This is a genomic window from Pantoea sp. X-Soil-ISGK-355 (genome assembly GCF_059730805.1).
Window position 1 is genome coordinate 45,363 of the sequence record NZ_AP035975.1, and the last position, 26,625, is coordinate 71,987.

The window sequence follows — 26,625 nt, forward strand, 5'->3', positions numbered from 1 at the left end:
CAGCTATTATATTAAAAGCCGGGTAAACATACCAGGCTTAATCAGATTATTAATTTAATTATTTTACGTTAACCTTAACCATAGGATGAATAATAAAACTTTTTTGCATCTGTTTTTTTATAAGCGTTCTCGCATTCGTCTATGACAATCATGGGAACCTGTGCGCATTCTTTAACACGTCTTGTTAAGGGATCTCCGATAAAATCACCCTTTACAGGTTCTACAGTGCCGCTCATAGCGCCGGATGCTGTAATTTGCTGACACCGGATTTCCTGAACGACGACCGTGCTTTTCCCCTTTAGATGCGTTACTTGGTAAAAGTTGATGTTCGTTTGTTCGTAGCCCCAGGATGAATAGAAGATATCGCCTGTTTCAACAGTCCCATTTCTGAAATTCAGTATTTTGTTTTCTGCCTTTAAACATGCATTCCTTGGGCCTTTCGCTGCGCCCTTGACCTTGACGTTGATGTTTTGCTGTGACATGTCTTTCTCTCCCGTTGTTGTTGCTGATGATTCCCCGTTCCCCCCGCCGCAAAGCCCGAGGTGCCTCACGGGCGGCAGGTGACTGTCATGGGGGAACGGCAAAGCCGCAGCCCGGAGGGACCGGGTGCAGCCGTTCAGCGTCAGCGACCCTTGACCGGCACAGCCCGTGTGGCATCGTCAGGCGCGGTGGAGGGACTCGGGGAAGCGGCACGGCAGAGAGGTTAGACAGGGCACAGCACTTCTCACGCAAGGCGTGAGCCTTCAGAGGGAGCCTGCGACCGGTTAATGCGACAGCCGTCAGGCTGGCTGCATGGCCCTTTAACGCGACAGCCGCAAGGCTGGCTGCACTCCCTTGACCTCAGCCATCAGACATTAGCCGGGAGGCCCGAAACCCGCCTGCGGGGTTCGGCGGAGCTTAGCGGCTTGCCGCTTAGCGGAGTATGGCTCGACGACCCGGCAGCGCCGGGGAGCCGAAGGGGGCCAAAAACTACACACTCAGATTCAGTAATGCTTCAGCAGGTATTTTGAAACTTTTATGAAGCTTGATGATCATTGGCAGGGTAAGGTTGCGCTTCCCGTTAACCACCTCATAGAAACGGCTGGTTGTTCCAAACACGGGTTTCATGTCAGTGGCCGTGAGACCTGCCTGTTCCATGCGAAACTTAATAGCTTCGATTGGATCGGGCGCTTCAATCGGGTAGTGCTTATTTTCGTACTGTTCGATAAGCGCCGCCATTACTTCGAGGTAGTCGCCCTCCTCGGTGCCTGGCATTGGATCTAGCTCAAACAGTGGCGCAATCGCTGCCAGTGCTGCTTTGTGATCAGCTTCAGTATGAATAGGTTTAATGTTCATAATCACTCCGGTTCTACAGTGTTAACGTCGATCCTGTCATATTGAGCATGCGTTCCGACGAACTTAACGAAAACTATACCTGTGTTGTATGCAATCGCTACGACAAGACGATAGTCGTTACCTTTGATATTAAATACTACACGGCGGTTTTTAAGTATACTGGCGCTCCCGTACAAATCTTTAATGTCTGCGGGTTCTTTCCAGTGAACCTTTTTGACTTCATCAAGCCATGATTTAAGTGGTTGTTCTGCGTCGCGATAAAGCTTGTTTTCCCAGAAATTGCGCAAAGTAGCGATTGATATAACTCTCATAGCTCCCTCTCAATGTCCCAATGTGGGACTTGCCTCTATTATAGTCCCACTGCGGGACATATCAACCCTTTTTTACTGTAATTATAGTGATTTATGACTGCAAGACAGCCCCTCATATCCGCCCAAAATATCTAACCTGAGCTATGAGCTTACATTTGGCACCTGTTGATGCGGGGTAGTACTTGGGTGTTGTAATTAAAATTTGCGCAAATTTTAAATGAACATCAGCTATTCATTGGTCATGATCACGGGACTAAAGCGGATATATCAGCCTTAGTCCCGAAGAATATGAGATGTCTTATTTTAATGTATGGTAATTTCCTGCTGTTGCATTTGCTCTCGAACAAGTCGCATAAACACATTCCATTCATGTACTTTCATAGCTGGCATGGAAGCACGCCCGTTTCTAAGGCCATTTACAAAGTTTTTTGCATATGTCAGGATATGTTCTTCAGTATTCATGTTGGCTCCAGAGTTAATGTGAAAGTCATACGCCTGCGTATGACGGGTGATAGAGCAGGGGGGCAACCCTGCTCTTTTCATTTCTGCAAAATCCCACGCGAAACTTTTACTTTCTCAATGATTTCGGCGTGATTCAGGTCCAGGTCATCTCTCAGCGAATAGAATTTCCCCTCCCACGCAACGTAAATATCAACAACTCCACCTGAAAAAATTTCTTCGAGCTGAAATGAGCAGCCCTGTTTGTTAGCCGGACACTGCCAGTATCTTAAGGGCGGCAATACTTCCAGCATGTCAGTGAACGTTTCCTCCGAAATTTCTGTAACTGGTTTGCAGTTCAGGTGATAGCGGATCAGGTCAAAATCTTCTCTCGTTATCAAAACCAGATCGGGATATTTTTGTTTCATATTTGCCAGCCCAATACCGGCAATTTCTAAATCCCACTCAACACCATTCCAGTGCGCATACCAGGCCGCATCTTTATCAGGGCTATACCAGAGATTTCCTGTATGGTTTTCAAAATGATTCCTTGGGCCTTTCGCTGCGCCCTTGACCTTGACGTTGATATTTTGCTGTGACATGTCTTTCTCTCCCGTTGTTGTTGCTGATGATTCCCCGTTCCCCCCGCCGCAAAGCCCGAGGTGCCTCACGGGCGGCAGGTGACTGTCATGGGGGAACGGCAAAGCCGCAGCCCGGAGGGACCGGGTGCAGCCGTTCAGCGTCAGCGACCCTTGACCGGCACAGCCCGTGTGGCATCGTCAGGCGCGGTGGAGGGACTCGGGGAAGCGGCACGGCAGAGAGGTTAGACAGGGCACAGCACTTCTCACGCAAGGCGTGAGCCTTCAGAGGGAGCCTGCGACCGGTTAATGCGACAGCCGTCAGGCTGGCTGCATGGCCCTTTAACGCGACAGCCGCAAGGCTGGCTGCACTCCCTTGACCTCAGCCATCAGACATTAGCCGGGAGGCCCGAAACCCGCCTGCGGGGTTCGGCGGAGCTTAGCGGCTTGCCGCTTAGCGGAGTATGGCTCGACGACCCGGCAGCGCCGGGGAGCCGAAGGGGGCCAGCATGCCGTTTAAAGGTGAAAGGAAAAAACTGAAAGTTGCGCATGCGCAAAAAGGGAAAATTGGCAGGTTTCATTGACTGAGGGGGGATCAATCGAAAGGCTTAGCACCTGAATTTTCAAGTTAAAGAACTGGCGAAAAGCTTTCCCTGCCGGGTGTTCATAAACTCACCTTCCTTCAACTCCTGTAGATCGTTGGCTGTCCATTCTTTTTGCGCTACAACACGGCGCGAAGCATCTGGCATAATTCTGTAACTGACATGTGCAATGAGGTATGAACCATCATTTTTCTGATGGACTGTAAAAATGAATTGTTTCGTGTTTTTTGTGTGAATATTTTCAAATATAACTTTCATGACTTATCCCTAAAGCTGTGCATCACGTATTGTATGAGCAGCATTGATCACCTTACAAACAAAAAGCCGCATTCCTGCGGCTTAATGTAACTTCAGCTAAAACTACCTGATTGAATTGTTGCGGCCAGCTTTATACCCACGGCTTTCTGTGCCTTGACTGTTGCAATTATGTTGCCGGTATCAGGATTAACACATATCCCCTTCCAGTTTTCATGTTCAAAGTAGTCAGACTGAGCATTGCACGTATCCGATTTCATGTTCTCAAGCATGGCGATTACTTCTGTTAGAGAATTGCGCTCAAGGAGAATTTTCATGGCAAACCCAAACCCTACAATAGACACGGCATGGAAGGTTACAAACCAGGACTTATACGAAGCGTAAGCAATCTCGGTCCCCTGCCCTAAGTGGGAAAACTTTACCCAGGCACTCCAGATTAAAAAAAGTTTTGTCTCTATGGTCTCTGAGTCGTCATCACTGAGAAACGCTATAAATCGGCTGGTAGCATCGCAGACAGCCTTATAAGAAACATAGTAATTATTGATCTTTCCGGTCACAACAGGACGCTCAAAATCAGTCTTTTTAAGCAGTAGAGGATGCGAACTGATTACCCGTTTCACAAGCTGGCTGACCTCATTGGAACGGTTATATGCCATATTGATTGAGGCGCTCGGTTTTGAGGCATTACTGTTTATGTCGGAAAAGAATTGTTGCCGGGTCGGCAAATCTAAATTCTGTGTTAGCACTATCGTCACCTTATGAGAGGCAAGGCGTGGATCACATTTTACCGCCTGCACAATGCCGCCCTGTCGGTGCTGACCGTCAAAAAGGACTGTTCGCGCTTCCATCGGAAATGTCACCTGGCCTAAAAAGGTTTCGCCCCATAAGTCAATCTGCAATTCACCTTCGCAATTGCCGATGAGAGGTGGAACGATAAAAGGTTTATCATGTTCTACTGCATCAAGAAGATATTTAGCAAAGTCGTTGACGCGTTTCATACTACGTTCCCGCTGACTTCGCTCAAGGACATGGCCTGTGTTGTCACACACTAATAAACGTTCAACGTGCGAGAATGGCACCTGGATAGTAATAATCTTCTGACCGCCCTGAACACCAATAAAGCATGGATAAGTAAAATGGGACATTATGTAGCTCCAATATTTAGATTTGAAACGGTCAACAGACCGTTTCACATTTTTTAATTCACTCAGGCTGGCAAGTTGTAGGTTATTTCAATATCCTTAACTTTGTTTATATCCCTTAAGATGCAGACTCTTGTGACATTAGTGCACATTTTATTAACTAGCATTATTGATTCAATCTGGTTATGAAGGGGAATTCCCTGGTAAACTGGAAAATTAAGAGTGTTTTTACCGCCAGATAATTTATATAAACCATTAAAATGCAACTGATGAGTACCATTGATTTCTGTGATCGTGCCGGTAATAGTTTTTCTGTAATTTTTCATTTAAATTCCTTCCCGAATTGCGGCGGGTGTCCGATATTTAAGCTGGCGGGGGTCAATCCCCCGCCGGATTAACTAGGCTTGTAACTCTGCCATGCCTGCGCTCTTGCGCTCACCGCTTGTGCCGAATTTTTTCCGGAGTTCGTCTTGCTCATGTGTGCGGCGATTATGACGCGCGTTATGTTCGTTGGGGCGAAAGTACCAAAGCTGCTTTTGACGTGACCACATGCAGCCGAGAGCCTTAAGAATTTCTTTGTGAGGCCGTGTGTCCCCGGTGATCCATACCCAGCGCCCAATCTGTTCGTACTTGATGCCGGAAAGTTGGTTCAGGCTTGCAATCACGCACACTAAATTGTCGTCATGTGCTTCAGCGGCTGCACGTTGGATTGCTAAAAGGTTCTGAGTTTTAATGAAATGATAAGCTGCATTGACTAACTTCATTTCGTCGGCGGCTTTAGCATTTCCCGGATTACGGTCTGGATGGAGTTTGTTGGCGAGGCTTCTGTAAGCGCGTTTGATTGAATCTTCAGTAATTGCGCCTGAGATATTTAAAACTGAAATTGCATGTGAAATAGTGATTTTCATTTCTTACCTACTATCCCGAATTACGGCGGGTGTCCGGTTTAGGCATTGCGCCTGAAAACAAATATATTATATATAAACTGTTATTAATCTACCAGGTCAGAACTAAAATAAACTCTAGTTTTTAGAAGAAAAAACATATGATAAGGCGCTCTCTTCATTTTGTCCGTGCTCATGAATTTCATTGACAGCGATATCAAATAAAACATCCCCCGCTATCTGATCACTTAATGATAACCCTTCTGCCTGAGCAAGAACTTTGATTTCTTCAAGAGTCCATACAATTACTGTGAAGACTCCACACGGATAATTATGTTTTAAATAAGCGGCGACCTCATCGCAATTCCCTACAATCGAACCCTGTATATCTGATAGGTTTATCTTTTCTTTCTTTATAAGCACTTCCGAAAGATTCCTTGGGCCTTTCGCTGCGCCCTTGACCTTGACGTTGATGTTTTGCTGTGCCATGTCTTTCTCTCCCGTTGTTGTTGCTGATGATTCCCCGTTCCCCCCGCCGCAAAGCCCGAGGTGCCTCACGGGCGGCAGGTGACTGTCACGGGGGAACGGCAAAGCCGCAGCCCGGAGGGACCGGGTGCAGCCGTTCAGCGTCAGCGACCCTTGACCGGCACAGCCCGTATGGCATCGTCAGGCGCGGTGGAGGGACTCGGGGAAGTGGCACGTCAGAGAGGTTAGACAGGGCACAGTACTTCTCACGCAAGGCGTGAGCCTTCAGAGGGAGCCTGCGACCGGTTAATGCGACAGCCGTCAGGCTGGCTGCATGGCCCTTTAACGCGACAGCCGCAAGGCTGGCTGCACTCCCTTGACCTCAGCCATCAGACATTAGCCGGGAGGCCCGAAACCCGCCTGCGGGGTTCGGCGGAGCTTAGCGGCTATGCCGCTTAGCGGAGTATGGCTCGACGACCCGGCAGCGCCGGGGAGCCGAAGGGGGCCATTGATGCCAATGCGAAAAATAAAAGAAGAAATTTGCGCGTGTGAAATGTTTTTACATCCTTCTTTTACGGGGTGTGTAGGTGGTGCTGTTATTTGGCGTAGGTCTGTCGCCTATGGCCCATTTATGTAGTGCTGCACGGGATTCAAACATTTCGGTATGAATATTGTGCGTCGTTGAGCTTGCATAAATAGCAGCTTTTAAATCCCCTGTTCTGCCACCGCCACCGCCACCGCCACCGTCACCCCGTTCACCCAATAACCATTCCAGGTAGATCTGGAAGTTCTCAGAATCAATACCTACTTCGTTCTTCGCAGCACCACATGCCAGATAAGAATAGTCTAGAGGATCTGGCTTCAGATTTTGTTTTACGGCTGAGGCACATTTCGGGAGAACTTTCTGATTACATACACATTTTCTGTAACAGTCATATTCCCCCCTCAGTTCATCATCTTCCATGTAACCCCACATAGCGAAATGACAGCTATCATGTAAAGCTGTAATTTTGGTGTTATTTTCTATATTTGTGCAGAGTACACATGCTGCGGGTTTTCTACGCTCAGCTTTCAAGCTTTTATCTTCAGTCTTAAATTCAACTAAAAAAAATCTGTCAAACGTTGAAAATAAGGTATCAGCATTGAAGAACTCATCTTGACTATTCAGCGGCATCCTGACTTCCAAGCCACCTAATAATTCACAGGCTTTAATTAGTTCTGAGTCGAAATGACTTTTTAGACTGTCTTCTCTTCCATCTGCGCTCATAATACCCTCACCAGAATGCTTGTTTTAAACAATCATAATACCCTAGCTTTGGGTATGTCATTCCAATTTGTTGTGTAGTACGGAGACAATAGCTCGCGCCGCATAGTGAAAGTGTTATCTATACCTTCTCCTGCAAAAAAGAGATGGTTTCCGTCACAGGCGTTAAGCTGATCGAGCACTCTCATTAACTGCTCGCTTTTGGGTTTTGGCCGGTGCTCATCAAACAGATTGAACTGAGTTTCTTTTCCAGAGAAATCATCGAGCATCACTCCTGCCTTTGCATACCTTATACCATCGCGCCAAATCCTAGACAGAGCGCGCTGAGAGGCTTCAATAATGTCTCTGGTATCTTGTGTGGCAGTTGTTAATTTGATAGTGGCTATATTGCTGTAAGGTGGCTCATTCACTGAGAAAGGCGATGATTTAATGAAAACGCTGATGATACGAGCGTACTGCTTTTCGCTGCGCAATTTAGCTGCGGCTCTGACTGCATAGCCACATACAGCCCTTTGCATTTCGTCAAACGCTGTTACACGGCTGCCAAACGAACGCGAGACTACAATCTGTTGCTTAACGGGCGGATTTTCTTCAAGCCTGAAACATACTTCGCCGCGCAACTCTCTGACAGTCCTCTCAAGGACAACACCGAAACTTTTTCTGATCAAACGGGTGTCTGATTGGGCCAGGTCATAAGCCGTTTTGATACCCATTAACGCAAGTTTTTTGGTTAATCGTCGCCCTACTCCCCAAACATCCTCGACGTCTGTTTTAAGTAACATGCGTCTAATTCTTTCTGGATTGTTCAGCGCTACAACTCCGCCGAAAATATCCCATTTTTTTGCATGATGATTACATACTTTGGCTAAAGTTTTAGTTGGGGCTATTCCGATCCCGACTGTAAGGCCAGTATGTCTCAGTATTAACTCCCTTAACTCTTTTCCAAAATTATCAAACGTTATTACATTATCGATATTGTCTATCTGTGAAAATACTTCATCTACGCTGTAGATTTCTGTTTTAGGGGAGACCGACTCGATTAAATTATAAAACCTCTGGCTAAAGCTATGATATAGAGTGTAATTCGACGAAAAAACGGCTACGTTGTTTTGCTTCAAAAATCCCTTAAGCTTAAAATAGGGATCTCCCATTTTAATCCCTAAGCTCTTCGCAAGCTTATTCCTTGCAATAATATTGCCATCATTCGAACTTAAAACTACAACCGGTTTATTATAAAGGTCCGGTCTAAAAACTGTTTCGCAACTGGCGAAAGCAGAGTTTATATCGATTAAGGCAAACATATCTCTGCCTTTTTGACAATATATGTAACGACACCCCATATGATTAAGCTATCTGGATCTGGATAGATAGGGCTATACGCGCGATTCATTGGCATTAGAACAGGTCTACCAGACACTACGTTTAACAGCTTGACAGTGAACTCATTATCCATTGCTGCTATAACAACATTACCCGGAACAGGCTTCAGAGATCTGTCTACTACCAAAATATCATTATCACTTATTCCTGCTTCAATCATCGAGGAGCCGGACGCCCTTACAAAAAAGGTGGCGTTTCTGTTTTTTACGCAGTAGTCATGGAGGTTTAGTTCAGAAGCTTCATAGCCGCTTGTCGGAGATGGGAAACCGGCATAGACCGGCTCTACATAAAATAATGCATGCTGCGTGATATCAGTCGTTGATGGTGTATAAATTTCAATCTGCATAGCCCCTCCCTAACACTGGTTTTTTATACAGTATAGAGAGGGAGATTTTTGCCTGCAAGACGGAACAGCAAAGTCACTGTGCGTTTGTAGAAAAAGCTGGTTTATTCAACGTGATAAGACTGTTGTGAATCTTAAAGTTGCGCATGCGCAACAGACTACGATTTAGTATCCAAGGAAAATGAGCAGTTCTTGTGCTTCGAATTGGTTGTGATCGGCTGGGTATTTTGTAAAGAACTCTTTTATATCCCGCTCATCTGTATGATGTTTTTTAAACTCGGCTATGACTCTTTTACGATCTATCTGCATGTCCTCAGCCGAATCAAAATAGCTTAAATGTTTCATAATCACCTACTTTATAGATTGTTGAGCTTAGAGTAACAATATAAATAAATAAGGCGGCATTTGCCGCCTTATTTTTTACATAATTTCACATAAGTTTTTTAGTAGATACTTCATTGAGGCAAGTGCATTAGGTGTAATTTTTCTTACCCAAGCCCCTTTACGCGAAGGGCTGTAGTTGAATGCATTCCTTTTCAGCAATTTTCTGACGTCCTCCGCTGGCTTTGATTCGAAACGAATGACGATACGATTATCATCCGTATCATTTTGCACAGTAAACCCATTATAGGAAATTTCTTCTGTGCTGAGTGTTTTAGCTTTCTCAATAGCTATAATTCTATCTTCGGCTGTTTTAATGGCTTTATTGCTTAAACTTAATTGATATCTTGCAAAGCCCTGACCACCGTAAACCGGCTCTAATATCTCTTTGATCATTGCTTCAGAGTATCCAAGGCAAAATAGCGCTTCCTGCTTGCCTTCATCACTTACATTTTTCAGCCTAACTATCTTGTTAGCTTGAATCATCATGGCATGTGATTTTTTCAGGCTTGTTACCTTCTCCGCAAGCTTTCTTGCCGCCTCGGGATCGTCTGAGGAGATACCGGCCCGCCCTACACTATCAGCGCGATTTTCATAATAATCTGCTGTCTTAGACAATTCACAGCTTTTGTCCATCAGGCGGTGAGAACGAGAGAGTACAGCCCGGTGCCTTCTTTCGCTATGATGGCCGATTAGAACAGGTTGTCCAAATGGAATATGCGCAACTGCGTTGTGACTAGCATCAAACGCGTTTAAAGCTGCCTGACGCTTTTTAAATGCTAAGTCATTATAGCGATCACGGCGTTCTTCCTGGCGGCGTTCATAATGGTTAAGGTGTTCGCGGTCAGCCTGCCTTGCTGCCTTTTGCTGCTCTAATGCTTCGCGCAGAGGCTGGAATGCTTCAGTTAACACTTTAACAGCATCTTGAGCGCGGGAATTACAATTCACTTCAGCAATCTGTACCCTGTGACCGCTACTCACTTCTGCATAAATTTTAGCGTTTTGAAAATCGGTGGAATTGCGAACTGCAAAATTTCCCGTCATGCTTTCGGGGTAAGAATAAATCTTTGCGTTAATACCTTCGAGCAGGGTTTCAAGAGGAAGCGAATCTAAATTGAATGAGGATGAGTCTTTATCTGACATGGGTATATCTCCGGTTATGGGCACAATGCCCGATTGCTAAAATCCTATCGCTATCTGTATATATTACCTATGTATAGGTAAAAATAAAAGTGAAATATGATAACTTACGATAAAAAATCGCTGTAAGCGATCAGTTTTTTTTCTCCAAAATCTTTACTTTCACAGTTGCAGGATAAAGCTGTTTGATTGCCTTTCTGTTTTTTTCAAAAATAATTTTCGGATCAGTTTCAACAGTATCGGTTGTTATCATCATTGACCCCAGCTTTACGCCTAAGCGGTTGAGGCAGATGATCTTCACTTTCCTACGCATGAGAAGATGCCCCCCTGCCATTTGCCAGTGAACTGAGCAGACGCGCCTTTTCATGTAAAACATTGTGGCTTACGTTCCTTTTTGCCCCTATGCGACCAATTTTCTTCAGATGCGTAAGAAGAACTTCTGTAAAATCGTCAGGCAGAGATGCCTGGTCTTTACGTAGAGCTATTTTGTTGATGACTTCCAGGTATGTAAGAGCATCCTTTATACTGTTGAGTTTTACACAATGCCTGCGATTGTTAAGAGTTACCTCTACAGTGTGGCCTTTCATTATAGCAAACATAAATCACCCTCCGCTTTAATTCATATTACCTTATCATAGGTAATATTAAAATAAAAGCGAATAGATTTAATATTATATTACTGAAACCTTTCTTACTGCTAAGCGGTTTTATTAATTTCCTCATTTTTCAATGTAGAGCATTATTATAAATAACATGCCTGCTAAGTACGCTCGCCGCAAATCGCGGTGAGGCGCACCGCAGCGCAGCGAGGAGCGAACACCGCGATGAGGAAGCGGAACGTCACCCGTGGCCGCACCGGGCACCTACGCACCGCCGCCACCTCGGGCACCCGCCGTTAAGAAGCGCCCGCCTCCGCGCGGGCCTGTGATGATCCCCGTCTCCGCGCCGGTCACGCTCGCCGCAAATCGCGGTGAGGCGCACCGCAGCGCAGCGAGGAGCGAACACCGCGATGAGGAAGCGGAACGTCACCCGTAGCCGCACCGGGCACCTACGCACCGCCGCCACCTCGGGCACCCGCCGTTAAGAAGCGCCCGCCGCCGCGCGGGCCTGTGATGATCCCCGTCTCCGCGCCGGTCACGCTCGCCGCAAATCGCGGTGAGGCGCACCGCAGCGCAGCGAGGAGCGAACACCGCGATGAGGAAGCGGAACGTCACCCGTGGCCGCACCGGGCACCTACGCACCGCCGCCACCTCGGGCACCCGCCGTTAAGAAGCGCCCGCCGCCGCGCGGGCCTGTGATGATCCCCGTCTCCGCGCCGGTCACGCTCGCCGCAAATCGCGGTGAGGCGCACCGCAGCGCAGCGAGGAGCGAACACCGCGATGAGGAAGCGGAACGTCACCCGTGGCCGCACCGGGCACCTACGCACCGCCGCCACCTCGGGCACATTAAGTTGGTACGCCCCGCCGCGAGGCGGGGCGCGTCAAATTTTGGTTCAGGTATCATCGAACGTGCAGCCAATGCAAAGAGACTGCTCAGTTTTGGCAAGCTGTTACAATTTCGAGGGTCGATATGATATAAGTACGCAAACTTGATTTATTGGCGAGAATGATGTGTACATAATTGACATAGACAAGCAATCATCCATTTTAAGGCTCAACGACAATGACACTCACGTTACTTATGTTAACTGGATTACAGAAAACAATATAAATTGCAGGGTTGAATTATCTAGCGAGAGAGTAGGCTTATTAATAACTGATGCTGCTGACGTTTTACATTATTTTGGGTTCTCAATTGATTCTTACATAGAGAATTTACTTGCCATTCTTCCAGCAAGGTCTTCAGATTCTCCAGCAAATAAAAAGTTAATTGAGACTATATTAATTAATCCTCACTTGGCTAAAAGCAAGTGTTGTGAAATTGCGGGAAAGAACCCTACTCATTTTACACGTCTTGCCCAGACAATACGTGAGTGTTCTGCGCGGGTAGCTCATATATCTGGAGGAAGAGACCCAGTGAGGATACTGGAGTCTATAAGGGTGGACTTTTAAGCGCCATACGGCGCTTTTAAGACCGGACAACATCGATTTTAAGCTTATTGGATGATAAGTTAGTTTCGAAAATCAATGTAAAATGCTTATACGCATAGTGAGTAATGAATATACCTGATTGTTCTTGCAATGCTTGCAATGAAAAATATTTTTCTACGTTACCGGTTTCACTAAGGTCTGCAACCTTGTGACGGTTAACGTACACATCAAGAAAGAGACTATCACCACTGCAAAGTTCAATTGCAGAGTCTGTAAAAATCCATTCATCATCTGAATCAACAAGATGCATGTCGCCGCTTTCATCCGTAAGATGTTTTTCAAGCTCTGCATGTCCTAGCTTATCGCTTATGAAGCAGATCATTTCATGCAGGTCTGCTTTGTTGATCTCCTTACGTGCGTCAAACTGCGACACAAGAAGCCGCTTAAAGGCAACTGGCGAACGTGGTAAAACATTTATTAGCTCATTAGCTAATTGCCCCAGATTGAATTGTTTTTTGTGCGCTCCAACACTTAACTCTGCGCACAGAACTTCCTGCCACATAATTATTCCCGTTTAATTTTTTTGTGACCATACTATAATCATATAGCATCTGTCATATTCACAAGGATTCTCGATGAAAAAGCTGAACCAAAAAGAGAAGGACGTTTTAAAATATATAACTCTTCCAGTGATGATACATATTGATGATCACGACTGGGTAAGGCATCAGCTTTCATTCATCCATGAGCGTTATCGACTAAAAATTGCCTATCTTTATAGTGAAAAATTCTTTTTTGCGTTCCATAATTACGTTGATTCAGACATAAAACGCGCAAATTACGCGAGGAAAGTTGCAAACAACTTTCTTCGCGAGCTGGTCGATGGGATTATTAATCAACCCGTCCCTTCAAAAGAGAAAGTAAATTAAGCATATTGGCTTTAACTGCATTTCCATTTTCGAAATTCACTAAGTTCATCCCGGCGAGAGTTTTTAACTCGGCTTTTATGCTTCCATCTATTTTCTTGGCTAATGCATCATTCAAACATACATGTTCAACCTGAAGCATATTCAAAGCAACATCATTTCGGACTGAGGATGCAACCTGCTCATTAGCCAATTTACCGTTTTCAAGGCTGAAGAACAGATCAGGATAACTACAGCTATTGTCAATCTCTCCAAGAATGTGATACATCAGCTTTGCCGCGAGTAATGGGTTTTCACAATTGCCCAAGCATTGTTTGATTTCGCTTCGCCTGTTGTACCAGTAACTATAACGTTCAGCGCGTTCTAACCAATATTTCGCTGTCTCTTCCGGCCAAGCTTGAGGGATGTGCCTATCAGTGGCAATTTTGTTATCTATACGGCTAAAAGCCCAGAAAGCCCACTCCTGCGACGTCTTGGGTACGCGACCTGAAATTTCCAATAGTTGCATGCAACCAATCACAGCCCACTGAGGTGTTTTCAGGTTTCTAACCCAATCAGTCATCGTATTATTCAGAGGGATGCTGTCTGTATCACGCAACCTTGCCTGATATGCAAATTGACTGAGCCGCTTACCAGCATCTGAACGGCTAAGATTTATTTCCTTCATCATGTGCTGAAGGTATAAATGGACCGGGTAACCCCGGTCTTTTAATAAGATTGCGAACATGCTATGCCCTCAATCTTTGAATTTAACGCTTTTGAGCGTAAATTCTTCAGGCTCAATTAGCTTACGTCCACCTTCCAAGCCATCGATATAAACCATTTCGCTTGTGCCAAGTGCTTCTAATTCTTCAGTGCTTAGGACACTCAGATCAGAAACTAATGTGCATTCCTGGCCTTTCCATGTTCCCTGAATAGATAACACCTTTGTCTTAGCTTTAGGCTTATTTTCTTTCTTTGGTACTGGTGTAATTGTTTCAGGTACATGCGCCAGACGCATACGCAGAAAACCACCTAAAAGAACGATATCGCTTAGTTGTTCTTCGCTCAAATGTGAGTCTTGCTCTACTCTCTCTGACCAGCTATAGAGGCTCAAATAAGCCTGGTTACGTGCAGCTTCAGCTTCAGCGAATAACTGAAATCGGTTAGCTTCCAACTTGAGTTCGTTGTGAGGTGGGAAGTCAGTTGTTGCCGCTGCAACAAAGCCGCCTTCCATTTTACTCTCATAGATGGTGACATTGTTGCCGGTGCTTAACTGGAGATCGGCAAGAGGATTTTGTTGCGCATGCGCAACGAATTTCTCTAAGTCAAACCCGGTCTTAGCGGCACTATTTGTATCAGCGTTCGATGAGTCAGAATCAGTAGAATTTTCTTCTACTGGTGCAATTCCCTCAGAACTGCCCTTACTGGAAATATTTGGTAAGGCACCTGTTTTTGCAGCCTCACGAACAGTCGCACGATCCAGTTCTGTCTCGTTTAAAAGAGTCTTGAAAAGTTCGGGATTAGCTTCGCGTATCTTCACCAGGTTGGTTAAGGTCTCTGGGTCTTGAGTACGAGTGTCATGTATTTCCCTAATCTCTTCCGCTGCATTGCGCAAAGCGTAAATACGTGAAACCTTTGATTTGCTCATTGCAAGTTTTTCAGCAACTTCTGTCAGTGTAAGTTTCACACCTTCAGCTTTTGCTAACTCCATGCACTCAGCTATCCAGTCAGCCTGATCGAACACCGACATGTTATCGCGCTTAATGTTGTTCGCGCCTTGCTCAAAGTAATTAGTAGCATCACTTCGATTGAGGAGTTCATTATCAATAATGACTTTTAATTTAAAATCCGGTTTACGTTCTTTGGCCTTAAGCGCTGCGAGGCGGCGTGTCGCCCCGTGATGCATGCGATAACCTTTTTCATCTTTTGGATAGACGTGACAAGGCTCTCGTTGGCCCTGAGTAGGGTCCAGAAATTCTTCCGCATAAGAATCTATGAGGGCTTGATTAAATTTTTTACGCGGGTTTACGACTGCGTAGCATTCTTCAGGATCTACTAACAGGACTTCTGCCGCGATATTGACGCCACGTGTCATCGCTGTTTTCGATAAGCTGGACAGTGACGAAGCTTTCAAAGAGGCTGGTACAACGATTTTTTTAGCAGACATTATTTAGCCTCCTTGATAGCAGCTTTAAGAATAGTATTAATCACTTCAATAAATGCTTTGGCTGCCGTGCGGCCATTGCCAGTTTTCACATCCCAAACAGGACGGCGGTTGTTAAGAGTATCTTCAATCGGCTCAAAATCACCTAACGGTATACCCACGTTAAGTGGTGAACCTCTCAACTCGTCGAGTGCGTTGCGGTGCTTCTGGCGCGAAGCTTTATATTTATTCGGGATAATTAAATAGCCCGGAAACTTAAACTGGTAATCTGCGTTTTGTTTGTTAAGGTCTCGAACAAGTTGATCGATGGTTGATATGGCTGAGTTAACTGCGCTGAAAGAAACTCCACTCATTTCAGTAATAAGCACAGTCAAATCCGATGCGAGCATACCTGCATTACGGTAGTCACCTTTACCTGGAGGGCAGTCAATGATCACAATATCATAGTCCTGACGCAGCGCCTGCAACTGGAAATATGGGTAAAGCGCAATGCTGGCCTCAATATCTAATCCTTTACCAATGTGTTCCAGATCGTAATCAGCAGGTAAGAAATAGAGGTTTTCATTATCAGGATGTTGAATAATCGGCTTTGTGATTTCGTCGTCACTGAACAATTGCGTAGAAGAAGCATATTCGTTCAGTTCAAAGTGCTCACCAAAGAAAACTTTTGTAATGTGCATATCAGGATCAAGGTCTACTACAAGTACCTTAAGCCCAAGTAACTCTGAAGCATACCAAGCCTGGTGAGCGGTATAGGTTGTTTTACCTACGCCACCTTTACCATTTGAATTACTAATAATTGGATGCAGAGTCTGGATTTGTTTTGCTTGCGCTTGAGTAAGAGTTGCAAGCTTTGAAGCGGGTTTGGTACTTAAAGACTTAACCATTCTTGTCTAATCTCCGGCTATGGATTCAATATCCCGTGCCATTCTTGGCATGCAGCTAATATGACAGATAAGTGTATTACATGCAACGTTTAAGTATCATGTTAAAAAATTTTTGTGATACATGTTCCATAACAGTGTTGCGCATGCGCAACATGGGTCTGCTAAGTTGCCTGAGCATATCTTTCATGCAATCTAATAAATTCAATAATATTATATGTTTAAGTAAGATATCTCTCTTTTCTAACGTTACGATTCAATCCATTTAAACCTCATAACCTCGATAACGTGCTTTTGGATTTTTTAGTGTCTACTTGCTTAAGCCTAATGGCACGCTATAAATGCACTAACATTTTAATCAAATGATACCAATATGCCTCAATGTATTTTATGATACTAAAAGGTATCATAGCGAGGATTCATTTTGATTACTTCATCAAAAAAGGTTGGCAGACCTAAAGGTAAAACAGCACCTAAAAGCCAAGCTGACTTGTACAGAAAGTCAATGGAAAAGCTGATCAACGGAGGCGGAACGAGATTAAGCACGATCCTACACGGAGAAGACGTTGCTGCACTAGAAAGGTTTCGGAAAGAGTACGATTTGCCTGCTAAAACCACTAATGCAGAGGTCATCAGAATTTTAATCATGTTAATTGATGGAAAGAAGTATCAGCTTACAGGCAGTGAGATTGTAGCGTCTGTTAAAAAAGTACCTCGTTAGCTTCTTATCTTCATGCTGTGTTGCGCATGCGCAATTTTTCATGTTTCCTGAGATTGCGCATTCATCAGACTCATTCTCCCTGGACAGCGACCAGACTCATTCTCCCTGGACAGCGACCAGACTCATTCTCCCTGGACAGCGACCAGACTCATTCTCCCTGGACAGCGACCAGACTCATTCTCCCTGGACAGCGACCAGACTCATTCTCCCTGGACAGCGACCAGACTCATTCTCCCTGGACAGCGACCAGACTAATTACAACATTCAAAATAACAGTTCTTAAAGGTTACGGTGCCCATACATAAAATGGTCACTAAGATAAAACATCCCTACGGGGGGGCGGATATACAAGACCAGCTAATGACGCCTTATTATCATTGATATAGCGCTGAACTGTTCTGACCGATACACCTGCACTTAGTGCTATCTCTTTAACTTTGTTAGCGCCGTTCCTGATGGCTGTCATGATTGACCCTAGCGTCCCTTCCCTACGCTTACTGGCGCTACTGATGGCCGCTTTCGATTGTCGTAAGCGTATCTCTTCAGGGTCGAGTCCCTTACTAACCTTCCAGTTGATCGTCTCCCCCATTAGAAAGTCCGGGACAGGTATGTTCGCTGCTTTCATGTATTCAACAAGTGTCTCTTTTTTATATCGGTAATGCGTTCTTGAAGCAGTGCTTAAATAGCTTTCGAGTTCACGCTCTCCAAGACCAATGTGATTGGCATTGATTTCTTTAATCCGTGACCAGGCTTTGTTTAGTGAAACGGTGCGGCGTAGGGCAACAAACATTATGAACGCCACACTGTCTCTATTACCTTGCTTGAGTCTGCCAACTTTTCTTAAATAGTTGTGGAGGTGCCAGTAGATGCGAAGCCACCATGCACTAATACTGTGATATCCAGAGGTTGCAGTACGTTCAAAGTTCTGTATTGCTGGCTCATTCATTGCTGAACCAAAGCTGACTCTTTGATCAACCGGCGTAACATCTAATTGTGCAGCCAACTCATCAAAGGGCAGATCCTGCTTATTCAGCCTAAAAGCCCGAACATCGCAAACTGTCTCGGCGTGGACTGAACCAGGTACTCTCAAGAAGCGTGTAATGTCGTGGGAAGCAGCGTAATCGACTTTCCATAGCTCCCCACCTGTAAAAGCCGATGTTAAAGCATGCGATACCTTAGTCCAAAGTGCTTGCCTGGCCGGGTATGCATCGAGCATTTCATACGTCCAGTAAAGATGAAGCCCCCCAGAACCACTTTCGACGATGGCGGATGGTAAAGGTATTGCTGACTTCACTAGCTGCGCGAATACTTCGTTTCTAACCTGCTCACACTCATCTGGCCGCAAACCTCGATCCAAGGTTGTATCGATCTCAACATAGTTAGCGCAAAATCCAGCCAACAAAGCTTTCTTCCGCCAATCGAAGAATACGTTTGGAGTGTAATACTGATTTATTTGACCGGGCACCCGGTCCCGGAACTCTTGAAGGCTTGAAACAGATGTACGATGTCGGCGGGTTTGGCCGCATGGGACATAGAGGTGGCGGCCTTCAGGATCGTCATTCCTGTACCAAAGCCACCGGCAGTATGCAGCCGGGCGCAAGCCACCCAGATGATTGAAAAATTCGTCAGGAGAGGTTTCATGATACTTTTCAGTATCATGCGAAGCCAGTTTTAGAGTAGAAACCATGCCAAAAAGCCCAATTAGGGGATAAATTGGCAGTGTCAGGTCTTTTTTTACCCTAAAATTTTGCTATAATAATCCCAAGCCCTCATTGTTGCGCCTCGTCGCCAAACAAGAACAACACTGAAGGTTGCTAGGTATTACAGCGGGGTGTCCGACACTACCGCCCAATTTAAAGGCCCGCTTCATTGCCAGATGATGCGGGCTTTGTCTTTTCTTAGTTCATATCTTCGATAACCATATCCTTCAGGATTTGCTCATACTGTGGAAAGTTCTTTTCCAGGTAGTTACGGGCAGATGAGGTATTGCTAAAGCCACGAACCTTACGCTTCGCTGATGAGGTGTGTGTCGTTACCAGACGAGCACGATCACCGCACTTAGTTTTGAAACGTATAGAGTAAGGTTGGCTGATTGCGTTATGCTCAAACACTATCTGCACACTGTCCAAAAAGTTCTCATTAGCTAGAGAAACGGCTGTACTTAACGGCCAGTTATACATGATCCTTTCCCCTTCTAACAATTTGAGAAAAATCATACTATATTACAGGCAATAACGGTAGCGCCCGGAGTAAAAACCCGTAATTTTTGGATCGTGATTGGATCAAACAGAGGTGAGCTATGATCGAGGTTAACACTGGCGTAAAAACGATGAAAAAAACTGCGTTGAAGCGGTTTAACAAAACCATCGCTTATAACCTGCGTCTGGTAGCTTTATCCCGTGAGCAAACCCTTTACCAACTCCAAAATGAAATTGTCAGCAAATTCGTAAATCGCAAATCCAGAAAAATCTCATGCGAGAAACCTGCGCCTGATGATACTTATTCGTATAATGTATTCATAGAGCCAGAAGTGCAAGAAAAAGCTGCACTTATGGCTGATAACAACAATTTAACACCAACGGAAATAATTTTTACTGCGCTTGTGAATTACGCGTATCAAAACAACCTGCACATGTCGTTTAAGGATAAAAATTTTACTAAGGAGGTATAGGCATTGCTGAATGAGGAGGCACGCAGCCATCAAGATCAGAACACAACTATAAACAGGAAACATAAAATGTCTTCGAACAATGACTTACATTTTTTTAAACTAAAGGTCGAGCCAGAAATTACAGACCGAATCCAACAACTTCTTGATTTTTCAGAAGGTGAGATGAAAACTCAGTTAGTTTCAGATGCTGCTGAATGGTTTATCAAAGAACGTTTGGACGGGAAACTGCCTCCACGCTATTTCGCCAGCCCGAGCGATGCACCAACTGTTGGCTTTTGGGTGCGCAAAGATACTGCCAAGCACATTCAGGAACTCGCGGAGACAGATAACCAGAAGGGAAATCGCGTCATCTATACTGCGCTCGCGAGATATATAGAGAACCACAAAGACTAATCCTCCGCACCCTGTGAGCCTCACGGGGTGCGATCAACCTCGTTTCATCTTAATTGATTAAACCCTCCGCAAAAATAACCAAATTAAATAATCAATAAAATCAGATACCTGTCATTACAAATGATACTTTTTAGTATTATTTTCAATTTAATCACTTTCATTCCATTGAACCAAATCAAAAATTAATTATAATCCCTCTCAATGATACTTATTTGTATCATAAAGGAGAAATCAAAAGGTGAGAGTCAATCGTATCACTGCTGCTCTGCTAAGCGTTCTTGCTTCTCAGTCAGTTGCATATGGCGCACCTACTGAAAGCATTATTCAGAAGGGTGGCGGTGAGTTCTACATGGTCCCCACTGCTGAAGCTAACAGATTATTCAGTGCGAATAATTTTGGCTATTACGCCATCCCCCCAAGCCTTAACGTCAAAACGAGTGTTCGCAGGTCAACAGCAAAACGAAAAGTTGTTGCGAAAAAAACCGTTTCCAAAGCCGTAGTGAATAAGCCGGTAACGACGGTCGAGCCTGCGGAATCAATCTATTTAAGACTGGAGAGCAAGAATAAATGATCGGCAAAAAACATTTTATCGCAGCCGCTGTTTCGCTTGGCCTGGCTGCTAGTGTTGCGCATGCGCAACAGGACGCTCAATCAACCAATACTCAAAATGTTGCGCATGCGCAACAGAAGTCAGTAGCGCAAAAGGACATTGACGCAGCGCAGGCAGAATTAAAAGCGTCCTTTTCTCAGTTAAACGTTACTGATTTCTCTCAATCCCCGCTACCCGGTATTTTCCAGCTTCAAACTGGCGGCAACATCATGTACTTCGCGCCCGAGACTCCTGAGCATGAAGGCGTTTTGATTTTTGGCGAAATGTACAATAAGAACGGTGAAAACCTGACCGAAAAAAGCAAAAACCAGCTTATCGGCAAGACAATCAAAACTATCAATTTCTCATCAGCAATTTCGATTGGGCCAGCTAGCGCACCGGCCTACTACGAGTTTACAGATCCTGACTGCCCTTACTGCCATGCATATGATAACTGGCTGAAGCAGACCGATCCTGATGGTGCGCTCCATCGCAAACTCATCTTCATGGTCAATCCAGGGCACCCTCTGGCGCGAGCAAAAATCGAACACATTATTTGTTCAGATAACAAAGACGAGGCGGTGAAGTATGCCTTCTCTGACGCCCTGCCTCATGAGTCACTAGAGCAAGCAACAGCATTGCAGGTTGCTAACTATAAGTCTCTGAAGACCTGTGCACAGGCAGACAGCGTCATTAAAGAGCACCAGGAAATCATTTCGAAGCTCGGTGTTAATGGCACTCCATCGTTCCTGTTTGGCGCGGAAACCGATAATCCAGTGAAGGTAGTCGGGTTCGCTAAAGACAAGATCCTCGACAACATCACGAAGCTGAAAACAACCTCAGCAACCTCAACCAAAGCTGCAAAATAAACCGGAGTCACTATGTTCAAATACCTGAAAGTCACAACCGCAAATCTCTTTCATCGTTCACATCTGGCCGCTGCGGGTGTAGTCAACGTATCTGCTACAGAAAAGCCAGTAATAGCAGTCAATGCGCTGAAGCAGGTGAAAAACAGTAAAGTCACAAAAGTTATTACCCTTGCCGCTGCCGGTCTGGCTGTACTGGCTGTAGGCGATGCAGCACACGCATTTACTACTCCTGCCGCTGGTAGCTTTGGCTACAACATCTATGACATCGCGATTAACAAGGTCGCCAAAGGCCCAATCGGCTTTGTGGGTGGCGGCTGGTTAATCGCCACTGCTGCAACGAAGATGAACGAGGGCTGGGTTCGCGCGCTTCCGTATGCGATTGGTGGTTCTTGCCTGATCAAGCTCGATGAACTGACAACTTCTCTCGGTGCATTGATCCACTAACAGGGTAAACAGAATGGAATACGGATTCGATACGGGCCGGTTTATCAAATATGCGCACTTACCTATCCAGATATTCTGGTTTGACAGGGACGAGTGGATGCTGCTGATTGCTGCTTATCTGGTAAGCATGCAACTTGGCGGGATTAGCTGGCTGGTAACGTTTCCGGCTTCCATTCTGGCAATAAAAATCAAACGCAAGCAGGGCAGGGGATTCTTCCGTCATACGCTTATTGATTATGGCCTGGTCAAGTTGCACGGATATCCAAATTCTTCAGCCAAGCATTTTGAGGAATAGCAATGAAAGTATATAAGCCAGGAGCTAAGTCTGCGGTAGCCGCTAAGCCAGGCGAAGCAATGAATGATGACCAGAAAAAAACGGCTTCCGATAAGCGTAACAGTACGCTGATTATTCTCATCGCTTTAATCTGCGGCGTGAACTACTACAAAATTGATGGGCTTGAAAAAAAACAGTCCGTTGTGATTGTGCCCTATGGCGCCACATCGGCGGATATGATGCTAACCGGTGCCAGTGCGAACTCGTCTTATGTAACGGGAATGCTACGCCTTATCGTTGGTAACTACGGCACGGTTTCACGCGGCACAATTGACGCAAAATTCGCTGAACTGCTCGGCATGGTCTATCCAGATCGCAGCGAAGGTGTGCGGGAAAAGCTGGAAAAACGTAAAGAATATTTTAAATCATTTAACAGCGTTTCAGAACTTCGCGAATTAATGACCGAGATCCCGCGCGTAATGACTGATAATCCTGAAAACATCAGTTATAAAACGTCTGCACCTAATATTCATCGTGTTTCATTTACTGCAAATGTTAAGAAGATTATTGGTGACTCTTTCGAGCCTGATAAACCAGAAAAGATGTACGTTGATTACACAATTGCAGATGGCCGATTCTGGATTCTCGATATTAATTAAGGTTAATTCCCATGAATAAATTTATGGCGTTCGGCCTGCTGGCTGCTGCTGTCTGCTCAACAGCAACACAGGCAAAAACTTATGCAGATAATACCCAGCGTGTTTTGCCTGAAATATCCACACAAGTGACACTTTCCAATAGCGATCTTAACCGCGTGGTTTGTGAAAGTGGTGAGGCTGTAAAACCTGCATTCAGTAAAGAGAAACCTATAATTGCTGACGTCGCAAGCAATCGTCGTGGCTTCTTTGTAAAACTCAAATATTTGATGCTGCCTAACGGGCAGAATCGGTACTTATCTGAGCCTGTAGAACTGTTTCTTACGTGCGGTGACAGCACGTATGAGTTAGTAATCAACCCAGAATTTGGCCCTCCGCGTAAGCTGATTCTGGGGTCTGACACTAAAGGGAAAATCAAAGATAACCAGGCCATGTTTGGGGCTTTGTCACTTGAAGAAGCCGCACTGATGCTGACTCAGAAAATGATCACTGATGGCGGTGAGGCTGGGCTTCCTGACAGTTTTGAAGTGCGTCCTCTGAAGGGGGCATGGCTGCGCAACGTCACAGATGAGCGCGGAAGATTGTTGCCTGTAGAGATTCGTGGAGAACGTGAAGTATCAGTAGGCGGAACCGGTTTGCGCGGTACTCAATATACAGTACGTGCACTTAATAACGTGCAGTTGAAAGAAACGTTTTTCCTTAATTCAAAGTTTGGCGAAAATATTTTTGCCATTACTTCTGAAAACCTGTCATTAAGCACCGGGCAGCAATCCTCTCTTGTCATTATTCACAGGGAGTCAATGTAATGTTTGAAGAAAAGCCGACAATTGCCAGTAAATTAAGGGCGTGGTTTTATAAGCAGCCATCTAACGTTCGTAATAATATCCGTAAGTACGGCATCCTTACTGCTGGCGGTCTTATTATGCTGGGTATTTATTATGTCACCGGGCAGGATGACAAGAATAAGTTGGTTCCTGAAACTTCACATGTTGAAACAACACCGCAAGACGATATCGTCTCTAAAGATATCGTAAATAACCTGAAAAAAGACATTAAAGATTCGAAAGAAGAAACGCACAAGTTAGTTCAGGATGCATTGCAGCAAGCTATTGTTGATGGAAAATTGGGTCTGTATCCCCCTGCGAGTTCAACACCTGCTACCGGAACGAGTACCGGCAGCGATCCAGCTTCAGCCGCTAACAGTGAATCTGCTAAGGGCAATGCAAATGGTAATGGTCAGACCGCAAACAGTGACGCTTCTGGCGGTTACCCTGGCGCGGCTGCTTTTCCGCCCCCTGCTACCTTTAACGACTCCGGCCAGCAGTCTCAACAGACTCAGCAGCAGCAAGACCAGCCTCAGCCCCAGTGGGTAGGTGAGATTTCACAGGACGACAGCATTGCCACCACTACTGTGACTGAGAAGGATGACGCCGGAAAAAAGGGGAAGATCCAGTTGCCGGTTGGATTTATGAAAGCCCGCCTGCTCGTCGGCGTTAATGCCCTGACGGGGGAATTTGGTTCTGAAAACCCTCAGACAGTAATGTTTCGAGTTCAGACACCGGCACAGCTTCCTAACTACATCAAAATGAACCTTGCAGGCTGCTTTGCTGTAGCCAACGTGAACGGAAACCTGAGTGCTGAGCGCGTGATAACGCTGCCGGTCTCAATGAACTGCATCACTAATGACGTGGGTTCAGGAAAAAAATATGTGGTTGAAGGACCAATTAAAGGCTTCGTATCTGATAAAGACGGTAAGAGGGATATGTCGGCTCGCGTGGTTTCACGTGCCGGTACTCTCTTAGCTTCCGCCGTATTCGCTAAATCAATCGAAGGGTTCGGTAATTTCGTCAGTACACAGGGCGCGACACAAAACGTTTCTCCTTTGGGTTCCGTGAACACCTTTAAAACTGACGAACTGGCGAAGAGTGGTGCAGCAACTGGCGTCGGAAGTGGCCTTACAGAAGTGAGTAAATACCTTCTGAAACTGGTTGAACAGACTGCCCCAACGATGGAAACGGGCGCGGGTAAAGACGTGACGCTGTTTATTCAGGAAACCGCTGAACTTGAAATCAAAGAAGTGAGGATCAAATCATGAAAACTAAATATCTTGCGCTGCTTACGCTCATGTCAGCTTCGCTTCTGTCTGGCTGTTCAATCTTGCCTTACCACAATGATTTCGCCTGTAAACTCGAAGATGGTTATGGCAAATGTATCTCTTCTGAAGCGGCATACGATGAAGCGGTGACGGGTGCTGATTACGGTCACGAGATTACAAAGGACGGCGTTAAAGATGACCCAAAGGGATCTGCCGCTAATTCTGCGGCCAGCGAATCCGGTCAGCCAGAAAAAACAGTAAGTCGTTCCTATGAAACTTATCGTGACCGTGTTTATAAGCAAACGGCCAAGCTGATTGAAGACCCGCAAACGCCGGTAGTAAAAAAACCAACGGTCGTTCGCACACTGATCATGTCCTACAGCCCCGGCCTCGACTCAACCATTGCTTACATGCCGCGCTACGTCTACTCGATGCTGGAAGGTCCGAAATTTGTTCTTAGTCAATACCAGCTTAATCAGGATGTTCAATCACCAAACTTTTTTAGTGGCGGCATGAGATAAGGCTAAAAGACACATTCTCTTCAGAACGATACAAATTTTAGCCCTGATTCGTCAGGGCTGCTCTTATCAGTTAAATCCTTTCAAAGTAGCCCGGAGCCAGCCATGCTCGATACTGTTAAAAACCTCCTTGATCGCCATGTATTTCTAAAAGACGTTGTCTCAAAGTCTGACGTGTTAAAGCTCTCTGAGCGCGATGTACTGACAAATTACCTGCCGTACCTGAGCTACTCAAAAATGATGAAAAGCGATGAAAGCGATGAAGAAGTCGTTTCACATGCTTTTTTGAATTTCGACAATACGATTGGCTGGATCTGGGAACTGGTGCCACCGCCATTTATCGGGCCGGATAAGCTCGATACTCTGCACGGTATAATTCGTACATCGTTCCCGAAAGGGACCGTCATGCAGTGGATACTGTTTCCTGATGACAACCTCACGCCGTTTATTGAGGAGTACACCAATCTCCGGGACCAAAGCGATCCAATTAACTGTATGACCATAGAACAGATGCAAAAGTACCTGCGTGAAGGAACTAAGGGCGTCAGTAAGATGGCCAACATTCCGATCCGAAATTATCGTCTGTTTCTGACTTTAAAAAATGAGCAGCGCATCCCGGAAGACACCCTTGTAAGTGTAGAACAGGGGCTTTCAATGGCCGGTTTCGCCCCGCGCCGCTGGGAAGCAAATGATTTGCTCGCATGGCTTGCTCAGTTCTTCAACGGAGAAGTCTCACATCCTGAGTACACTCCGCATCGTTATCTGCGTGAACAGTTCCGGTCGAACAATCCGGCGGTCAGGGACGCAAGCAGCGACAGTATTGAGAAACACCGCCCATTGGATGACTTCAGCACTTATCCCTCACGATTCGGCAACCGCTACGTGAACTGC

The 26,625-nt window shown here is 45.5% G+C and carries 35 protein-coding genes; 14 read left to right on the plus strand and 21 right to left on the minus strand.

Annotated features, from left to right (window positions below):
- Positions 1-74 precede the first annotated feature (74 nt).
- The 15 genes from AC6I8J_RS22725 to AC6I8J_RS22795 form a co-directional block, all read right to left on the minus strand.
- Positions 75-482 carry a hypothetical protein gene (locus AC6I8J_RS22725; RefSeq protein ID WP_497826011.1) on the minus strand — a complete coding sequence of 136 codons (408 nt, stop codon included), beginning with the start codon at positions 480-482 and terminating at the stop codon, positions 75-77.
- Positions 483-969: 487 nt separating this feature from the next.
- On the minus strand, positions 970-1,335 hold the full coding sequence (locus AC6I8J_RS22730; protein WP_497826012.1) for a helix-turn-helix domain-containing protein: 366 nt from the start codon (positions 1,333-1,335) through the stop codon (positions 970-972).
- Between the two features lie 2 nt (positions 1,336-1,337).
- Positions 1,338-1,646 (minus strand): type II toxin-antitoxin system HigB family toxin, encoded by a 309-nt coding sequence (locus AC6I8J_RS22735; protein ID WP_497826013.1) that lies wholly within the window; start codon positions 1,644-1,646, stop codon positions 1,338-1,340.
- A gap of 303 nt (positions 1,647-1,949) precedes the next feature.
- Entirely contained in the window at positions 1,950-2,108 is a 159-nt protein-coding gene (locus tag AC6I8J_RS22740) for a succinate dehydrogenase flavoprotein subunit (RefSeq protein ID WP_497826014.1), read from the minus strand.
- Positions 2,109-2,185: 77 nt separating this feature from the next.
- Positions 2,186-2,686, minus strand: coding sequence for a hypothetical protein (locus AC6I8J_RS22745; protein WP_497826015.1), 501 nt, complete (start codon positions 2,684-2,686; stop codon positions 2,186-2,188).
- Between the two features lie 599 nt (positions 2,687-3,285).
- Positions 3,286-3,522 carry a hypothetical protein gene (locus AC6I8J_RS22750; protein ID WP_497826016.1) on the minus strand — a complete coding sequence of 79 codons (237 nt, stop codon included), beginning with the start codon at positions 3,520-3,522 and terminating at the stop codon, positions 3,286-3,288.
- A gap of 92 nt (positions 3,523-3,614) precedes the next feature.
- Positions 3,615-4,664 carry a DNA sulfur modification protein DndB gene (locus AC6I8J_RS22755; protein WP_497826017.1) on the minus strand — a complete coding sequence of 350 codons (1,050 nt, stop codon included), beginning with the start codon at positions 4,662-4,664 and terminating at the stop codon, positions 3,615-3,617.
- 62 nt (positions 4,665-4,726) lie between these two features.
- Positions 4,727-4,987 (minus strand): hypothetical protein, encoded by a 261-nt coding sequence (locus AC6I8J_RS22760; protein WP_497826018.1) that lies wholly within the window; start codon positions 4,985-4,987, stop codon positions 4,727-4,729.
- Positions 4,988-5,059: 72 nt separating this feature from the next.
- Positions 5,060-5,569, minus strand: a complete 510-nt coding sequence (locus AC6I8J_RS22765) for a J domain-containing protein (RefSeq protein ID WP_497826019.1) — start codon at positions 5,567-5,569, stop codon at positions 5,060-5,062.
- A gap of 114 nt (positions 5,570-5,683) precedes the next feature.
- Positions 5,684-6,034: a hypothetical protein gene (locus tag AC6I8J_RS22770; RefSeq protein WP_497826020.1), complete on the minus strand. Its 351-nt coding sequence runs from the start codon at positions 6,032-6,034 to the stop codon at positions 5,684-5,686.
- A gap of 535 nt (positions 6,035-6,569) precedes the next feature.
- Positions 6,570-7,277, minus strand: a complete 708-nt coding sequence (locus tag AC6I8J_RS22775; RefSeq protein ID WP_497826021.1) for a hypothetical protein — start codon at positions 7,275-7,277, stop codon at positions 6,570-6,572.
- Between the two features lie 32 nt (positions 7,278-7,309).
- A complete protein-coding gene (gene umuC / locus AC6I8J_RS22780) occupies positions 7,310-8,575 on the minus strand; it encodes a translesion error-prone DNA polymerase V subunit UmuC (RefSeq protein ID WP_497826022.1) in 1,266 nt (421 codons plus the stop codon).
- Positions 8,563-9,000: a LexA family protein gene (locus AC6I8J_RS22785; protein ID WP_497826023.1), complete on the minus strand. Its 438-nt coding sequence runs from the start codon at positions 8,998-9,000 to the stop codon at positions 8,563-8,565. Before AC6I8J_RS22785 ends, umuC begins: the two co-directional genes overlap by 13 nt.
- Before the next feature lie 417 nt (positions 9,001-9,417).
- A complete protein-coding gene (locus AC6I8J_RS22790) occupies positions 9,418-10,521 on the minus strand; it encodes a DUF3560 domain-containing protein (protein ID WP_497826024.1) in 1,104 nt (367 codons plus the stop codon).
- Positions 10,522-10,651: 130 nt separating this feature from the next.
- The gene (locus AC6I8J_RS22795; RefSeq protein ID WP_455941920.1) at positions 10,652-10,894 is read right to left on the minus strand and encodes a hypothetical protein; all 243 of its coding nucleotides are present in this window, start codon (positions 10,892-10,894) and stop codon (positions 10,652-10,654) included.
- 1,234 nt (positions 10,895-12,128) lie between these two features.
- Here AC6I8J_RS22795 and AC6I8J_RS22800 point away from each other — a divergent pair.
- Positions 12,129-12,569: a hypothetical protein gene (locus AC6I8J_RS22800; RefSeq protein ID WP_497826025.1), complete on the plus strand. Its 441-nt coding sequence runs from the start codon at positions 12,129-12,131 to the stop codon at positions 12,567-12,569.
- A 16-nt stretch (positions 12,570-12,585) separates the two neighbouring features.
- On the opposite strand, the gene AC6I8J_RS22805 is transcribed toward AC6I8J_RS22800, so the two are convergent.
- Positions 12,586-13,110: a hypothetical protein gene (locus AC6I8J_RS22805; protein ID WP_497826026.1), complete on the minus strand. Its 525-nt coding sequence runs from the start codon at positions 13,108-13,110 to the stop codon at positions 12,586-12,588.
- A gap of 73 nt (positions 13,111-13,183) precedes the next feature.
- Between AC6I8J_RS22805 and AC6I8J_RS22810 the strand changes: the two genes are divergently transcribed.
- Positions 13,184-13,477, plus strand: a complete 294-nt coding sequence (locus tag AC6I8J_RS22810) for a hypothetical protein (RefSeq protein ID WP_497826027.1) — start codon at positions 13,184-13,186, stop codon at positions 13,475-13,477.
- Here the strand turns inward: AC6I8J_RS22810 and AC6I8J_RS22815 are convergent.
- The 3 genes from AC6I8J_RS22815 to AC6I8J_RS22825 are packed head-to-tail and all read right to left on the minus strand — an operon-like array spanning position 13,440 to position 16,507.
- On the minus strand, positions 13,440-14,201 hold the full coding sequence (locus AC6I8J_RS22815) for a hypothetical protein (protein ID WP_497826028.1): 762 nt from the start codon (positions 14,199-14,201) through the stop codon (positions 13,440-13,442). The genes AC6I8J_RS22810 and AC6I8J_RS22815 overlap by 38 nt on opposite strands.
- 9 nt (positions 14,202-14,210) lie before the next feature.
- Complete coding sequence (locus tag AC6I8J_RS22820; RefSeq protein WP_497826029.1) at positions 14,211-15,623, minus strand: ParB/RepB/Spo0J family partition protein; 1,413 nt, start codon at positions 15,621-15,623, stop codon at positions 14,211-14,213.
- Complete coding sequence (locus tag AC6I8J_RS22825) at positions 15,623-16,507, minus strand: ParA family protein (protein WP_455940166.1); 885 nt, start codon at positions 16,505-16,507, stop codon at positions 15,623-15,625. Before AC6I8J_RS22825 ends, AC6I8J_RS22820 begins: the two co-directional genes overlap by 1 nt.
- Positions 16,508-16,928: 421 nt before the next feature.
- Here AC6I8J_RS22825 and AC6I8J_RS22830 point away from each other — a divergent pair, with 421 nt between their 5' ends.
- On the plus strand, positions 16,929-17,225 hold the full coding sequence (locus AC6I8J_RS22830) for a hypothetical protein (RefSeq protein WP_455940168.1): 297 nt from the start codon (positions 16,929-16,931) through the stop codon (positions 17,223-17,225).
- A gap of 313 nt (positions 17,226-17,538) precedes the next feature.
- Here the strand turns inward: AC6I8J_RS22830 and AC6I8J_RS22835 are convergent, their stop codons facing one another.
- Both AC6I8J_RS22835 and AC6I8J_RS22840 read right to left on the minus strand, forming a co-directional pair.
- Entirely contained in the window at positions 17,539-18,912 is a 1,374-nt protein-coding gene (locus AC6I8J_RS22835; RefSeq protein ID WP_497826030.1) for a hypothetical protein, read from the minus strand.
- A 211-nt stretch (positions 18,913-19,123) separates the two neighbouring features.
- On the minus strand, positions 19,124-19,405 hold the full coding sequence (locus AC6I8J_RS22840; protein WP_089529215.1) for a hypothetical protein: 282 nt from the start codon (positions 19,403-19,405) through the stop codon (positions 19,124-19,126).
- Between the two features lie 119 nt (positions 19,406-19,524).
- On the opposite strand from AC6I8J_RS22840, the gene AC6I8J_RS22845 reads away from it, so the two are divergent.
- The 11 genes from AC6I8J_RS22845 to AC6I8J_RS22895 form a co-directional block, all read left to right on the plus strand.
- Positions 19,525-19,896 (plus strand): hypothetical protein, encoded by a 372-nt coding sequence (locus AC6I8J_RS22845; RefSeq protein WP_089529216.1) that lies wholly within the window; start codon positions 19,525-19,527, stop codon positions 19,894-19,896.
- Positions 19,897-19,962: 66 nt separating this feature from the next.
- Positions 19,963-20,289 (plus strand): hypothetical protein, encoded by a 327-nt coding sequence (locus AC6I8J_RS22850; RefSeq protein WP_089529217.1) that lies wholly within the window; start codon positions 19,963-19,965, stop codon positions 20,287-20,289.
- A 238-nt stretch (positions 20,290-20,527) separates the two neighbouring features.
- Positions 20,528-20,860, plus strand: coding sequence for a hypothetical protein (locus AC6I8J_RS22855; RefSeq protein ID WP_455940176.1), 333 nt, complete (start codon positions 20,528-20,530; stop codon positions 20,858-20,860).
- Positions 20,857-21,747 carry a disulfide isomerase DsbC N-terminal domain-containing protein gene (locus AC6I8J_RS22860; RefSeq protein ID WP_497826031.1) on the plus strand — a complete coding sequence of 297 codons (891 nt, stop codon included), beginning with the start codon at positions 20,857-20,859 and terminating at the stop codon, positions 21,745-21,747. The genes AC6I8J_RS22855 and AC6I8J_RS22860 overlap by 4 nt, the downstream gene beginning before the upstream one ends.
- Positions 21,748-21,759: 12 nt before the next feature.
- Positions 21,760-22,191 (plus strand): conjugative transfer protein TraE, encoded by a 432-nt coding sequence (locus tag AC6I8J_RS22865; RefSeq protein WP_497826032.1) that lies wholly within the window; start codon positions 21,760-21,762, stop codon positions 22,189-22,191.
- Between the two features lie 13 nt (positions 22,192-22,204).
- Positions 22,205-22,486, plus strand: a complete 282-nt coding sequence (locus tag AC6I8J_RS22870) for a hypothetical protein (protein ID WP_089529221.1) — start codon at positions 22,205-22,207, stop codon at positions 22,484-22,486.
- Between the two features lie 2 nt (positions 22,487-22,488).
- The gene (locus AC6I8J_RS22875; protein ID WP_497826033.1) at positions 22,489-23,124 is read left to right on the plus strand and encodes a TraE/TraK family type IV conjugative transfer system protein; all 636 of its coding nucleotides are present in this window, start codon (positions 22,489-22,491) and stop codon (positions 23,122-23,124) included.
- Between the two features lie 11 nt (positions 23,125-23,135).
- Positions 23,136-23,927 carry a TraK domain-containing protein gene (locus AC6I8J_RS22880; protein WP_455940184.1) on the plus strand — a complete coding sequence of 264 codons (792 nt, stop codon included), beginning with the start codon at positions 23,136-23,138 and terminating at the stop codon, positions 23,925-23,927.
- Complete coding sequence (locus AC6I8J_RS22885; protein ID WP_497826034.1) at positions 23,927-25,216, plus strand: TraB/VirB10 family protein; 1,290 nt, start codon at positions 23,927-23,929, stop codon at positions 25,214-25,216. The genes AC6I8J_RS22880 and AC6I8J_RS22885 overlap by 1 nt, the downstream gene beginning before the upstream one ends.
- Entirely contained in the window at positions 25,213-25,737 is a 525-nt protein-coding gene (locus AC6I8J_RS22890; protein WP_455940188.1) for a TraV family lipoprotein, read from the plus strand. The genes AC6I8J_RS22885 and AC6I8J_RS22890 overlap by 4 nt, the downstream gene beginning before the upstream one ends.
- Positions 25,738-25,839: 102 nt before the next feature.
- The coding region (locus AC6I8J_RS22895) for a TraC family protein (protein ID WP_497826035.1) at positions 25,840-26,625 on the plus strand (786 nt) is incomplete at its 3' end.